This window comes from Geofilum sp. OHC36d9 (assembly GCF_052400685.1).
In the GTDB taxonomy this organism is placed as follows: domain Bacteria; phylum Bacteroidota; class Bacteroidia; order Bacteroidales; family Marinilabiliaceae; genus CAZHHH01.
Genome location: NZ_JBQTGJ010000023.1, coordinates 13,401 through 28,598 on the forward strand (window position 1 = coordinate 13,401; position 15,198 = coordinate 28,598).

Sequence of the window (15,198 nt, forward strand, 5' to 3'; positions counted from 1 at the left end):
CGTACGTTTGAGTTATAAAGTTCCAATTCAGGGCTTTCGAAGTTCGGAAATTATGAGTTTACTTGGGTAAATGACCATTTTGAGGAGGAGTGTATCGCCGAAGTTTGAAAATATGGACAGACGCAAATAAGTGTCTGTCCATATATTCGTACGTTTGAGTTATAAAGTTCAAATTCAAGGCTTGCAAAGTCCGAAAAATGTGAGTTTACTTGGGTAAATGACCATTTTGAGGACGAGCGTAACGCCGAAGTTGGACTTTATAACTCAAACGCTTTATTGTTTTAGGTTTTTTTCCAGATAATCAAACATCATTTTATAAAGATGATGGCGTGTGTTACCGCCAAAAATTGAGTGATTGCGATTGGGATATACAAACATATCAAATTGTTTGTCGGCCTGAACCAACCGGTCAACATACTCCATGGTATTCTGAAAATGAACATTATCGTCGGCTGTACCATGTATTATAAACAAGCGGCCATTTAGTTTATCAGCCATTTGTAGCGATGAGGTGTTTTTGTAACCCGATGGATTTTCTTTAGGGCTGCGCATAAAACGTTCTGTGTAGGCCGTGTCATAAAATTTCCAGTCGGTGGTAGGGGCTACGGCGATACCAACACGAAAAAGGTCGCTGCGACTAAGTGCCATGGTGGTCATATAACCTCCAAAGCTCCATCCCCAAATGCCTATTCGTTGCGCATCAATATAGGAGAGCCCGCTCAGATATCTGGCCGTTGATATTTGATCGTCCGATTCTAAAAGTCCCAATTGCATATAGGTCTGTTTGCAGAAATCCTCACCACGCGCACCGGTGCCACGACCATCAACGCATACCACCACATAATCTTTTGACGCTAAAAAATAGGCCCAGTCCATATCCCATTTGTCCAGTACTTCCTGTGAGTTAGGTCCGCTGTACTGAGTCATGAGTGCCGGATATTTTTTAGTTTTATCAAAGTTCATGGGTTTTATCATCCATCCGTTTAGTGATTCACCTTCCTGAGTTGTAAAGGTGAAAAATGTTTTGGCGGGAAGATCATACTCGTTTGTCAGAGCGTTGAGTCCGGCGTTGTCTTCAATGGTACGGATGGGTTTCCACGATTGATTGTATACAGTGAATACGGGCGGCGTTGTTGTGTTGCTGAACTGATTGATGCAATATTTAAAGTCCCGACTAAAAAGGGTTGTATTAAATCCGTCACGAGGGGTGAGGCGTGTCATTTTGGTGCCATCACGGCGAATGCTGTATATTTCGCGGCGCAGGGGACTTTGCGCGGCTGCCTGAAAATAAAATGTTTTTTTACGGCTATCATAACCGAGGTAGCTGGTTACATCCCATTGGCCTGAGGTGATTTGTTGTACCTTTTTACCTGCCATAGTATAAAGATGTATGTGGTTATAGCCATCGAGTTCGCCAACGTAGACAAAATGCTGTCCGTCGGGAAGAAACTTAATGTTGTCGAGCACCTCTTCACTAATATAACGCTGATTGCGGTCGGTGAAAATAACATTGGCCACGCCTGACGCCGGATTGGCAATATAAAGATCCAATTGATTCTGTTGGCGGTTCAGGCGAACGACCGCCAGTTTATCGGGGCTGTTTGTCCACATTACGCGGGGAATATAACCGCCTGATTCAAGTCCTGTTTCTATCGCTTTGGTGGTACGGTGCCGCAGATTGAATACATGCACACTAACTGCTGAATTAACGCTACCTGATTTGGGATATTTGAATTTGTATTCACCCGGATATAGTTCAAACGCTTTATATGATGGGTAGGAAGCCTCATATAGGGGAAATGAAAATTCTTTAACTTCCGTTTCGTTAAATTTTACATAGGCCAGTTCTTCACTGTCAGGCGACCAGTCAAAGGCTTTATTGTAACCGAACTCTTCTTCGTAAACCCAGTCGGGAACCCCATTAATAATATGGTTAAATTCCCCATCATCGGTAATACGGTTGGTGGTTTCAAAACGCAGGTTTTTAATGTAAATATTGTTTTTCTGTACATAGGCTACTTTTATCCCGTCGGGTGAAAAAGTGGCGACCTGCTCTGCTCCATTCTCTGAGAGGGCTTCAATTTCGTGACGTTGAATGTCTATCACATAATAATCAGCTGTAAACGATCGGCGATAAATATTTGTGCGGTTGGTATAAACCAGTAGTTTACTTTCATCAAGGCTAAATTCATAATCGGCGATTGATGTGATAGGACTCTCTTTTAGCCCGGGGATGTCGGCTATCACTGCCACCTGTTTTCCGGTAGCATAGGCGTATTTAACAATTTTGCTGCCGTTTGCTTCCAGAACGGTGTAGTGTTCTCCATCGTTCATGGACTTAAGGCCCGGGATGTTTTTAGGTTTAAAGGTATAATCTGTTACAAAGTTCTCAAGCGTGAGTTGTTTCTTTTGTGCATTGGTCGTAACGACCGACAAAATGATGGCCCAAAGCAAAATTGTTCTCTTCATTTTATAGATGGTTTTGTTTTGTGAACTTCAAAAGTACAAAAAAGGAGGCAATCCTTTAGCGATTTTTTCTTGATGCAGTTTATTAGTCCTGATAATTTGTTGTGGACGCCGGTAAACTGCATTTGACCTGGTTTTGGCACAAAGGCGTGGTGGTTCCGTTTTTGACCCGGTTTCCTTTTGAGGAAGCCGTCAGATACATCGATTTTGAATGCCCTTTTATGGCAATTTGACTGACAGATGCACCGTCGGCCTGTCGGATTGTCACCTGCCGCTGTTTGGCACAGGCTTTGAGATGTGAGCACTGTTAATGGAATTTTTTATTCTGTTATTTAAAAATGTATTGTTCTATCTAAAAATAGTTTAATTATGCAAAAGGGTAGTATTGGTGTTAGTACGGAAGACATTTTTCCAATAATAAAAAAATACCTCTATTCAGACCACGAAATATTCCTTCGTGAGGTGGTTTCAAATGCGGTGGATGCCTCTCAAAAACTGAAAACTTTTTCCAGTGTTGGGGAATTTAAAGGTGAAGTGGGCGATTTAACCGTACGCATTAGTCTTGATGAGAAGAATAAAACCATCACCATATCTGACCGTGGCGTTGGTATGACGGCCGATGAAATAGAAAAGTACATTAATCAACTGGCTTTTTCGGGTGCCAACGATTTTTTGGAAAAATATAAAAAGGATGCGAATGCTATTATTGGCCATTTTGGATTGGGCTTTTACAGCTCTTTCATGGTTTCCGAAAGGGTGGATATTATCACCAAATCTTTTCGTGATGGCGCAAAGGCTGTGAAATGGAGTTGCGATGGGAGTCCTGAATATACCATCGAAGAAGTGGAAAAGGCCGATCGGGGTACCGACATCGTATTACATATTGATGACGAGAATAAAAAATTTCTTGAGAAATCCGAGATTACCCGCTTATTGACTAAATATTGCCGCTTTTTGCCCGTTGAGGTAGCTTTTGGGAAGAAAACCGAATGGAAAGACGGTAAAGAAATTGAAACCGATCAGGATAATATTATTAATGAAGTTAATCCCATCTGGACCCGTAAACCGGCCGATTTGAAAGATGAGGACTACGATAAATTTTATCGTGAATTATACCCGATGGCCGAAGAGCCCTTGTTTCACATCCATTTGAATGTCGATTATCCATTCAATTTGACGGGTATTCTTTATTTCCCAAAAATTAAGAGTAATATCGAGATTCAGAAGAATAAAATTCAGCTCTATTGTAACCAGGTTTATGTGACCGACTCGGTGGAAGGTATTGTGCCTGAATTTTTGACTTTGCTGCATGGGGTGATCGATTCTCCTGATATTCCTTTGAATGTTTCCCGTTCGTATTTGCAAAGCGACTCAAATGTAAAGAAAATTTCAAGTCATATTTCGAAGAAGGTTTCCGATCGTTTGGAAGAGATTTTTAAAGCTGATCGTAAAGAGTTCGAGCAGAAATGGGACGACCTGAAATTGTTTATCCAGTACGGGATGCTTACCGAAGAAAAATTCTACGACCGTGCCGCTAAGTTTGGCCTGTTTAAGAATACCGATGGTAAATACTTTACGTTCGATGAGTATAAGGACATTATCAAAACGAACCAAACCGATAAAGACGATAATCTGATTTATCTCTACAGCACCAATAAAGACGATCAGTTTAGCTTTATTGAAGCCGCTAAAAATAAAGGGTACGATGTGTTGTTGATGGATGGCTACTTTGATAGTCATTTTGTGAATCATTTGGAACAGAAGTTTGAGAAATCGCGTTTTGTACGTGTCGATAGTGAAGTTGCAGACAAGCTAATTCCCAAAGAGGAACATCAGGAGCTGAAATTGACTGCCGACCAGCGCGAAGATTTAACCACGGTCTTTTCATCTCAAATACCTCAATTATCCAAGGCTAACTTTATCGTTTCTTTCGAAGGCCTGAGCGAAAACGATACCCCGGTCATGATAACGCAACAGGAATTTATGCGTCGGATGAAAGAAATGAGCGCTTTACAGGGCGGCGGTATGAATTTTTATGGAGAGATACCCGATAGTTATAACCTGGTGGTGAATGGCAACCATGCTCTGGTAACCCGCATCGCCGAAGATGTTGAAAAAGAATTGGGCGATAAGTTGTCTTCTATTCGTGGTCGTCTTAGCTCTCTTAAATCACGGAAATCTGAACTCGAAGCGGCTAAGAAAGACAAAAAAGAAGAGGAAATTCCTCAGGCCGAAAAAGAAGAGCTCGAAGACGTAGAAAAGAAAATGAACGAGCAGAATGATAAAAAAGAAGCTTTGTTGAAAGAGTTTGCCGGTACTAATAAATTGGTTTCTCAGTTAATCGATTTGGCATTGCTTTCAAATAATATGTTGAAAGGCGAATCGCTGAATAAATTTGTGAAACGTAGTATTGAGTTAATTTAAGATATCTTGAAACCGTTACATTTCGTAGATCGATGCCTGTTTATATGCAGGTGTCGCTGCGAAATGTTTTTTTTGTCATCAATGGAGTTGGCCTGTTCATGGGGTAACGTTTTGAATGAATAGAAAAATTGTCTTCTTAAATGGGAATAGCTTTATCAGGCTGAAAGCCTGAAAGCAAAAGCCCGGGGCAACGCCTTGGGAAAATATTACCTCATCCCTTCTTTTTTTGGGGCGCAACGCGACCCAAAAAAAGAAAACAATGTGGAAGTTATCGTGTCAGGGCGTTTCTCAGGGCAGTTTGTCAAAGACTTTAGACCTTTTTTTTAAGCTAAACGGTAATGTGTTAAAGTAGATATAGTATTTGCAGCAAGCCTTAAGTGCTTGATAAGAAATGTTCAAATTCAAGGCTTGCGACGTCATAAAAATTAAAGCGTTAACTTTTCGTAAATGACTGTTTTTTTGACAAGCGTAACGCAGAAGTTGACTTTATAGACAAGCATTAAATAGACTTAATAAAAACAAAATTAATGTACGAGTTGTTGTAATGGGCAATTAAGCTTTATATTTGCGCATTCAAAAATCAAAACAGATATGGGATATAATCTTTTAAAAGGAAAGCGAGGCATCATATTCGGCGCCCTTAACGACATGTCGATAGCCTGGAAGGTTGCCGAACTGGCTCACGAAGAAGGTGCTGTTTTTACACTTTCAAACACACATGTGGCTTGCCGTATGGGAAGTGTTATGGAGTTGGCTGAACGAACGGGTTCTCAACTTATACCGGCAGATGCCACCAACGTTGAAGACCTTGAAAACGTGATTAAGACTTCCATGGAGGTTTTGGGTGGTAAAATTGATTTTATTTTGCATTCGATCGGAATGTCACTCAATGTTCGTAAAGGTAAAGTTTACCACGATCTGGATTATAATTATTTGTCGAAGACACTTGATATCTCTGCTATTTCCTTTCACAAAGTGATGCAGGTGGCCTTTAAAATGGATGCCATGAGTGAGTGGGGCTCTATTTTGGCTTTGTCGTATGTCGCTGCTCAGCGTACCCTCTACGGTTACAACGATATGGCTGACGCCAAAGCTTTGTTGGAGTCGTTTGCACGTAGTTTTGGCTATATTTACGGCCGCGAAAAAAAGGTGCGCGTCAATACCATTAGTCAATCACCAACAATGACTACTGCAGGTAGCGGTGTGAAAGGATTCGATGGTCTGGTTGATTTTGCCGACCGCATGTCGCCACTTGGAAATGCCGATGCCAATGATTGTGCCAATTTCTGCGTTGCAATGTTTTCCGATCTGACAAAAAAAGTGACCATGCAAAACTTATATCACGACGGCGGTTTTTCAAGCATGGGAATGAGTTTGCGGGCTATGAAACAGTACAATAAGAGTTTTGATACCGATTTGGTACAGGATTTATATTAATGACTTCGTATTTATACCACTTTTTATTACAATTAGTGACGGATTTATATTAGAGAACATTTTTGTAATTTGTTGAATATCATTGTTAAAAGGCTTCCTTGCTGAGGGAGCCTTTTAAGTTGTTAAGTACTTTAATGTTTCTTTATCTGCTTTTAAAGCATTAAATTTGTGACATTTTGCCAGAGGCCTCATTCAGGCCCTGTTTGTTTAGCGTTATTTTCATTAAAATCATTCGCCGCTTGGGGCGGAAAATATTATTGCATGGATAATTATCAGATTAACCACCTAAAAGAGTTGGAAGCTGAATCCATTTACGTAATACGTGAAGTGGCAGCGCAGTTTGAGAATCCCGTCATGTTGTTTTCAGGCGGTAAGGATTCAATTGTGATGTTTCATTTGGCTCGTAAGGCGTTTTGGCCGGCTAAAGTGCCTTTCCCGTTGATGCACATCGATACCGGACATAACTTTCCGGAGACACTGGAGTATCGCGATCGGTTAATGCAGAAGACTGGCGCCAAATGTATTGTGAGGCTGGTTCAGGATTCTATTGACAAAGGTCGGGCTAAGGAAGAAACCGGCTTTAATGCCAGCCGTAATAAACTCCAAACGGTTACGCTGCTTGATGCTCTGGAAGAGCTTAAATTTGATGCAGCCATGGGAGGCGGAAGACGTGATGAAGAGAAAGCACGCGCTAAAGAAAGGTTCTTTTCACACCGCGATGAATTTGGTCAGTGGGATCCCAAAAATCAACGGCCTGAACTATGGAATCTCTTTAACGGACGTAAAAATATGGGCGAACATTTCCGTGTTTTCCCAATCAGTAACTGGACGGAGATGGATGTCTGGCAATATATTTATATGGAAAAAATTGACTTGCCGTCTTTGTATTATACGCATGAGCGGGAAGTATTTGAACGCGATGGTCAGATAATGGCTGTAGCGCCTTTCTTGAAATTACGTGATACCGAAAAGCCCAAAAAAATGAGGGTGCGTTGCCGTACCATTGGCGATATTACTTGTACTGGTCTGACTTTGTCTGCGGCTAATACCATCGAAGATATTATTCAGGAGGTGGCCGCATCAAGGGTTACCGAACGGGGTGGACGTTCCGACGACAAACGCTCTGAAGCGGCCATGGAAGATCGTAAGAAAGAAGGCTATTTTTAACCAGGTATCAAATCATTGTTATGAGCGGAAAAAATTCAGGATATTTAGATATGGAATTGCTGCGGTTTACTACTGCAGGTAGCGTCGATGACGGTAAAAGTACGTTAATTGGTCGGTTGCTGTATGATTCAAAAGCTATTTTCGAAGATCAAATGGAAGCCATTGAGAGGGCCAGTGAGCGCGCTGGTGGCGAACAGGTAAACCTGGCCCTGCTTACCGATGGCCTTAGGGCTGAACGCGAACAAGGTATTACTATCGATGTGGCTTACCGGTATTTTGCAACCCCGCGTCGTAAATTCATTATTGCTGACACCCCCGGGCATATTCAGTACACGCGTAATATGGTTACGGGCGCCAGTACCGCCAATGCTGCCCTCATTTTGGTTGATGCACGCCATGGTGTTTTGGAGCAAACTCGTCGTCACGCTTTTATTGCTTCATTGCTCCAAATTCCTCATATCATTATTTGTGTGAACAAAATGGATTTGATGAATTACGACCAGGCTGTTTATAACGCGATTGTAAAGGATTTTGAAGCCATGGCCTCAAAGTTGTCAGTGAAAGATGTCCGTTTTGTGCCTATTAGCGCACTCGAAGGTGATAATGTGGTGGATCGTGGCGATAAGATGGATTGGTATCAGGGACCTACACTGATGTACTTACTGGAAAATATCCACATTGGAAGCGATTTAAACCGGGATGATTTTCGGTTTCCTGTTCAATATGTGATTCGACCTCAATCCAAAGAATGGCCCGATTATCGTGGTTATGGCGGGCGCGTGGCCAGTGGCGTTCTTCATGTGGGAGATGAAATATCGGTGCTGCCCTCTGGTTTTTCTTCCAGGGTGAAATCCATCGATCTGTTTGGTGAGCAAATGGACAAAGCATTTGCGCCACAGTCGGTCAATATTACCCTCGAAGACGATATTGACATCAGCCGGGGCGATATGATTGTTAAGCAGGCTAACGGCCAGAAACCGCGTGTCGATCAGGATGTTGAAATTATGATGTGCTGGTTTAATGAGAAGAAGCTCGTACCGGGTGGTAAATATGCGCTCAAACATACAACGACCGAAGTACGATGTATGGTTAAGGAGGTGCAATATAAAATGGATATCAATGAGCTCGAAAAGAATTTCGACGACAAAGAAATTGGTATGAATGACATTGCCAGGGTTACTTTGCGTACCACTAAACCTTTATTTTTCGATTCATACAAAGTAAACCGTATTACTGGTAGTTTAATTCTGATTGATGAGGTGACTAACGAGACCGTTGCTGCCGGCATGATCATTTAGAGTGATTTTTTAATAATATAATAAGGCCCTGTTGGTATTTTACCGATGGGGCTTTTTTTGTGCCTGTCCAGAAAGCCTTTTGTCTGAGCTGGAAAGTTTAAATTCATGGCCTGCCTGCGTTTTTGACTGGTTTGATGAATTGTTCGACCTCTTTGAGGGCGTAGGTTTGTAGCCAATGATTGGCTACAAACCTTTGGACTCCGCCGGAGTCCAATAATTATGCTTGTTCTGACACTCAACATGGCTAGCATTATGCGTATCGAACATCCCTTTCTCCTTCTCAAACTTCGAAACTCATCTGGCAGAGTTAGAAGCTTATTCTCAGAGTTAGAAGCTTATTCTCAGAGTTAGAAGCTTATCTGGCACAGTTAGAAGAGTATCTGGCACAGTTAGAAGGATGTCTGGCACAGTTAGAAGAGTATCTGGCACAGTTAGAAGGATGTCTGGCACAGTTAGATGAGTATCTGGCAGAGTTAGAAGGATATCTGGCAGAGTTAGAAGAACATCTGGCAGAGTTAGAAGAACATCTGGCAGAGTTAGAAGGATATCTGGCAGAGTTAGAAGAACATCTGGCAGAGTTAGAAGAACATCTGGCACAGTTATAGGTGCTCGTTCAGGGCCTCCAAAGTCCGATGGATTATGAATTCTCTTCTGTAAATGATCATTTACAGAATTAGCATAACGCGGCAGTTCACTTTATCGACAAACCCTGATTAGTTTCGGTTAATTACCGGCAACATTTCTCTGATGGGTGAAAATAAATTTTGAATTTGTCTTAGGTGGATATCAGGTGCGACTACTTTTAGTGCCAGATGCATAATTTCTACTTCTGCTTTTTTGCCCAGATTAACCGGCTCTCCATCAACATGCCCCAATAGGTCGGACGTATGCTCTACTATCACTTTGGGCGATTTTACAATCAGGTCATATCTGTTGCGGTCAATACTTTGATCGAGCATGCTGATAAGTAATGCAGGCGCTGTGAATTTTGGAAAATCACGTATCAGACACACATCAATCAACCCATCGTCAATACGTGCTTGCGGGGCTATGTAAACATTGTTGCCATATTGCGAGGAATTGGCAAAACTGATTAAAAAAGCATCCCAATCCCTGGTCTGATCGCCAATTGTAACACGGTAGACCGATGATTTGTAAGTCATGAATTCCTTCGTAATGAGTTGCATGTAAGCCAATGGACCGCGGTTCTTTCGGTTGGCAAACTGGTGGCTGATGTACGCGTCAAAACCTATGCCGGCAACATTAAGCGAATAATAATCATTAATTTTAATGACGTCAATGGCTTTTAGTTTGGCTTGACTAATTACTTCCAGTGCTTTATTTATTTTAAATGGAATTTCAAGATGCCGGGCCAGTCCGTTGCCCGAACCCGTAGGGATAATGCCCAGGGCGGTTGAGGAGTTTATTAATCCGCGACCGGTTTCGTTAACAGTGCCATCACCGCCAACCGCTACCACTATGGCATAATTGCCGGCTGCTGCAAGGCTTAACTCAAGCGCATGCCCTTTATATTTTGTGTAAGCAATATCAACCGACCATTTGTTTAAATCCAACTCTGAATGAATGATTTCTTCAATGTTCTTTTGCCGGCCAATTCCCGAAACGGGGTTTATAATAAAGAGAATTTTTGTTCTCATAGTTTCCATACGAAATTACATTGCAAATATATCATTTTATTGTGGAATAAGCTTTGTTTTATCGCTGTAGGACAATTGATAAGTCGTGTTTGTCCGAAAACTTCTGCGGCAGCTATTAAAGCTTCGTTTTGAGGCTTTTTACTATTCAAAAAATGTTCGTTAACTGGCGTAAATACTATCCTTAAAAGCAATAATCACGAAATAAATGAGGGCTTTCTTTATTTGATACATTTTGGGTTTATTATCAATCTACCTTACATTTTCTGATATTTTGTGGCTGTTCGTTTCGGAAAACTGGTTGTATGTTTGTATCGTTAATTCTTACAGACAATTATCTTCGGGTCTGAATCTCTGTGTTGATAACAAATGATATGTCGTCTTTATAAGCAGAATTAATTTAGGGAAGGGTTTATGTTGATTTCATGCTGGGTGTGTTGATTTATTTCGCCGCATCTGCTTTGTGAAATATAAATATTACTAATTCACTAAATTAAGCTCTATGAAAAAACGTACATTAATTTTGTGTTTATTATCCTTTTGGATGGTAAATATCTTTGGCAGTAGCTATTATGTAGCTCCCGGAGGAAATGATTCAAATTCGGGGACGCTGTCCAGTCCCTTTAAATCTCTTGAAAAAGCGGTCTCTTTAGTCTCTGCCGGCGATTATATTTATTTGCGCGGTGGTACTTATAGTATGACGGTTTCATCTTTGGTTATCGACCGTTCTAAAAGCGGCTCAGCCGGTAATTTGGTTCATATTTTTGCCTATGGCAGTGAAACGCCTGTTTTGAGTTTTGACGATGTGGAGAATTCTTCCAGTCGTGGTATTGTTCAGGATGCTGCTTATTGGCACTGGAAAGGAATTACAATTGAAAAAGCCGGTGATAATGGAATGCTTCTTTCAGGTAATAACAATACCATCGAGAATTGTGTCTTTCGAAGCAATCATGATACGGGTTTGCAGCTAAGCAGATACAATACTTCATATACGTCTATTTCCGATTGGCCATCCAATAATTTAATTGTGGGCTGCGAGGCTTTTAATAATAAGGACTCTGATAATGAAGATGCCGATGGCTTTGCTGCCAAATTAACTTGTGGAACTGGTAATGTTTTCCGTAACTGTGTTTCTCATCACAATATTGATGATGGCTGGGATTTGTATACAAAGTCAGATACAGGCCCTATTGGTGTGGTTTTCATGGAAAACTGTATTGCTCACGATAATGGAATCCTAACCGATGGTGTCACTTCTGGTGGGGGCGATAAGAATGGTTTTAAACTCGGCTCATCCAGTAATACTGTCAATCATATTTTGAGGCGTTGCGTAGCTTTCAATAATGGAAAACACGGGTTTACAGATAATGGCAATATCGGGAGTATTGAATTTACAAATCTTACTTCATACAATAATGGGGATTATAATTTTCATACCCGTGATAATGCCTCTCATGTTTTTAAAAATTGTGTGTCATTCAATGGGTCACATACCGACAGAATCGTTGGCGATGCTTCGGCTCCCAATGCTTTTACCGATACTGATACCGATTGGTCTTTTTCGGCTTCTTCGTCGGACTTTGTGACCTTATCGCCTGGTGATAACAGCGCGCCGTTGTCCAATGGTTTTCTAAACTTAAAATCATCAAGTCCGCTTGTGGATGCCGGTGTCTCTTCGTCAGGTATTACTTATAACGGCGCATCACCTGATTTGGGTGCGGTTGAATATGGCGGCAGTTCAACTGTAACAACTTATTCGCTTTCTACTTCAGTTGTTGGATCGGGTACGGTCAGCCCTTCGTCCGGTTCATATCCGGAAGGAAGTAACGTCACCCTGACGGCCACGCCGGCGGCTGGCTGGAATTTTAGTTATTGGACGGGAGATGCCTCTGGTTCTTCTAATCCTTTGTCTGTAACCATGAGTTCTGACAGAGCGATTACGGCTGTGTTTGTAAATGACGATGATGATGATGATGGTGATACAGGAGGTGTTGTTGATGGTTCCACTGTAAGAATTGAAGATACCGATGCCGGCACTATTTCATACGATGGAAGTTTAAAATCTTATGGTGATGCCGACAACGGAACTGCTATAAACTTAAGTAATAGTGTGGGGCAGCAAATTGTCTGGAATTATTCCGCAACTTCATCGGGGACGTATGGAATCACTTTGCGTTATACACGAAAAGCTTCGATGGTAAATAATGTTAAGATTATTGTAAATGGTGGTTCGGCTCAAACATTGTCCCTTCCAGAGACAACAAGTTCCGTATTTGCAACAGCTTCACTCAATGTGTCTCTAAATAGTGGGGTGAATGAAATTATCCTTGAAACGAGCGCCGATGGCGAGAGTGCTGATATCGACTGGATTGAGATTACTGGCGGTTCTGAGACGACCGATCCGTCGATTACTTATTCTTTAACAACTTCGGTTACTGGGGAAGGAACGATTTCTCCTTCGCAGGGTACGTATGAAGCCGGTACTTCTGTTGTTCTGGTTGCAACGCCTGCAAGTGGTTGGATATTTGAGAGCTGGAGTGGTGGTTATACCGGAACGACTGCTACTGTAGTTATGGACGATAATAAATATGTTACGGCTACTTTTGTACAGGTAACAGGCCAGAATAGTATTGTTATCCAGGAAAATACCATTGGCTTTTGTGGTGTCGACGGAACTGTTGACAGCGACAATGCAGGATACACCGGAAGTGGTTTTGCTAACACCACTAATGCTTCTTCCACAGGTGTTGACTATAAAGTGAGTTCTACAGGCGGTTCTGCCACTTTAACGGTACAATATGCCAATGGATCTACTGATCGTCCGGCTAAGGTTATTGTCAATGGCAGTACGGTTGTTGCATCGTTTAGTATGCCATCAACCGGTTCTTGGACTTCATGGACATCTGTGTCAACGGCTATAACCCTTAATTCGGGGGTTAATACCATACGACTGGAGGCTACGACCAGTGGCGGACTTGCAAATGTTGATTATGTTGAGTTTCTCGGCAATGGATTAGCTGCGGTTGATTGTGATGCTTCTTCTTCTGAAAGTTATAATCTTACCGTATCGGTTAATGGATCGGGTTCTGTTTCGCCTGCTTCAGCTTCTTATGACGTTGGAACAACGGTGTTGTTAACTGCCAGTCCTTCCAGTGGATGGACTTTTGATAGCTGGAGTGGCTCAGTTAGCGGGACGTCAAATCCGTTAACTGTTGTTGTCAATTCGGACATGAATGTGACGGCAAATTTCACTCAATCATCCTCTGGTGACGCTAATTTTGATATGATTGGGTATGCAACTGTAAATGCCGATGGTTATACTACAACAACCGGCGGTGCGGGTGGTTCTGTAACCACGGTGAGTTCTTTGTCGGCTTTGCAGGCATGGGCCTCAGACCGGGAGAATAATACTTCTCCGGCCATTTTATATATCGATGGGAAAATTTCAGCCTCTTCAACTGGAGTGGTGACGATTAAACATGGTGCTAATATTTCGATTTATGGCGTCGGGAATTCTGGTGAACTGGAAAATATAGGCTTAAATATATGGGATTATGAAAATGTGATTGTGAGAAATCTTAAAATTCATGAGATTTTATATCCCAACGATGCATTAACCATCGACGCTTGTAATCACGTTTGGATTGACCATTGTGAATTATATAGCAAAGTGGGTGATGGTATTGGATATGATACTTATGATGGTTTACTGGATATTAAGAGAGGCTCCAAATATGTTACCGTTTCGTGGTGTTATCTGCACGATCATATGAAGTGTTCATTAATTGGTCATACCGATAATACCAGTTCTCAGGCCGTTGACAGTCAAATGAGAATTACCTATCATCATAATTATTTTTATAATACTGACGGGCGTAACCCAAGCATACGTTTTGGTGCAATTCATATGTTCAATAATTATTTTGATGTTATTGGCGATTATGGATTGGCAGCCAGGGATGGGGCTCACGCTTTGGTTGAAAATTGCCATTATAACGATGTTTTATTGTCCATGTCAACCGATAAATTCCCTGTGGATGGCTTACCTAATGGTTATATTTGTCAGTCCGGTAATCTTTTTACCGGTAATACCGGTAGTCCTGTTATTTCACAGACTGGTTGTGATTGGTGGAATATTCCCTATAACTATTCGCTCGATCCAGTAAGTTCTGTTGCTTCATTGGTGCCATCAAATGTAGGGGTCGGCATCATTGACGGATTGAAATCTACTGTTTTGGCACCTGAAATGGAATCCCAATCGAAAATGGAGACCCATTTGTGTCAGTCTTATCCAAATCCGTTTACTGATGCGATAACGGTATCATTTATGCTTGAGAGCGAATCGGTGGTTGAACTGGCCGTGTACGACATTCAAGGACGTAAAGTGGCTGTTTTAGCTTCAGGAAGTTATAATGCCGGTGAGCATACTGTTAATTCTGTTGAGTTGTCCGGATTGCCGAGCGGTGTTTATGTCTGTCGCCTGAAGAGTGAAAGCAATATGGATTCTATTCGAATTATTAAAGAATAGACTCTATTTAATGTCTGTTCATAAAGTCAGACGTTTGATCTGAAAAGTTGAAATTCAAGGCCTGCGCAGCTCTTAAAATGTGAGTTTGCTATTGTAAGTGACCTTTTTAGAGCATGCGTAACGCTGAAGTTAGACTTTTATATATTAAAAAGTCCCTGTCGCCATAAGCTTCAGGGACTTTTTTTACTCAATGAAAAGGATCGTTTTAGTTCGATTGGTATAA

General features: G+C 41.5%; 8 protein-coding genes. 5 read left to right on the top strand and 3 right to left on the bottom strand.

Annotated features, from left to right (window positions below; translation table 11 throughout):
* Positions 1-273: 273 nt before the first annotated feature.
* Together ACT3CD_RS15525 and ACT3CD_RS15530 are read right to left on the bottom strand one after the other, a co-directional pair.
* A complete protein-coding gene (locus ACT3CD_RS15525; protein ID WP_444646571.1) occupies positions 274-2,469 on the bottom strand; it encodes a S9 family peptidase in 2,196 nt (731 codons plus the stop codon).
* An 82-nt stretch (positions 2,470-2,551) separates the two neighbouring features.
* On the bottom strand, positions 2,552-2,734 hold the full coding sequence (locus ACT3CD_RS15530) for a hypothetical protein (protein WP_444646572.1): 183 nt from the start codon (positions 2,732-2,734) through the stop codon (positions 2,552-2,554).
* 101 nt (positions 2,735-2,835) lie between these two features.
* On the opposite strand from ACT3CD_RS15530, the gene htpG reads away from it, so the two are divergent.
* The 4 genes from htpG (at position 2,836) to cysN (ending at position 8,792) form a co-directional block, all read left to right on the top strand.
* Positions 2,836-4,890: a molecular chaperone HtpG gene (gene htpG, locus ACT3CD_RS15535; RefSeq protein WP_444646573.1), complete on the top strand. Its 2,055-nt coding sequence runs from the start codon at positions 2,836-2,838 to the stop codon at positions 4,888-4,890.
* 591 nt (positions 4,891-5,481) lie between these two features.
* Complete coding sequence (locus ACT3CD_RS15540) at positions 5,482-6,327, top strand: enoyl-ACP reductase FabI (RefSeq protein ID WP_444646574.1); 846 nt, start codon at positions 5,482-5,484, stop codon at positions 6,325-6,327.
* Positions 6,328-6,588: 261 nt separating this feature from the next.
* Complete coding sequence (gene cysD / locus ACT3CD_RS15545) at positions 6,589-7,494, top strand: sulfate adenylyltransferase subunit CysD (protein WP_444646575.1); 906 nt, start codon at positions 6,589-6,591, stop codon at positions 7,492-7,494.
* 20 nt (positions 7,495-7,514) lie between these two features.
* Positions 7,515-8,792 (top strand): sulfate adenylyltransferase subunit CysN, encoded by a 1,278-nt coding sequence (gene cysN, locus ACT3CD_RS15550; RefSeq protein ID WP_444646576.1) that lies wholly within the window; start codon positions 7,515-7,517, stop codon positions 8,790-8,792.
* A 713-nt stretch (positions 8,793-9,505) separates the two neighbouring features.
* On the opposite strand, the gene ACT3CD_RS15555 is transcribed toward cysN, so the two are convergent.
* Positions 9,506-10,450 carry a diacylglycerol/lipid kinase family protein gene (locus tag ACT3CD_RS15555; RefSeq protein WP_444646577.1) on the bottom strand — a complete coding sequence of 315 codons (945 nt, stop codon included), beginning with the start codon at positions 10,448-10,450 and terminating at the stop codon, positions 9,506-9,508.
* Between the two features lie 499 nt (positions 10,451-10,949).
* Between ACT3CD_RS15555 and ACT3CD_RS15560 the strand changes: the two genes are divergently transcribed.
* Positions 10,950-14,975 (top strand): pectate lyase family protein, encoded by a 4,026-nt coding sequence (locus ACT3CD_RS15560; protein WP_444646578.1) that lies wholly within the window; start codon positions 10,950-10,952, stop codon positions 14,973-14,975.
* Positions 14,976-15,198: the final 223 nt, after the last annotated feature.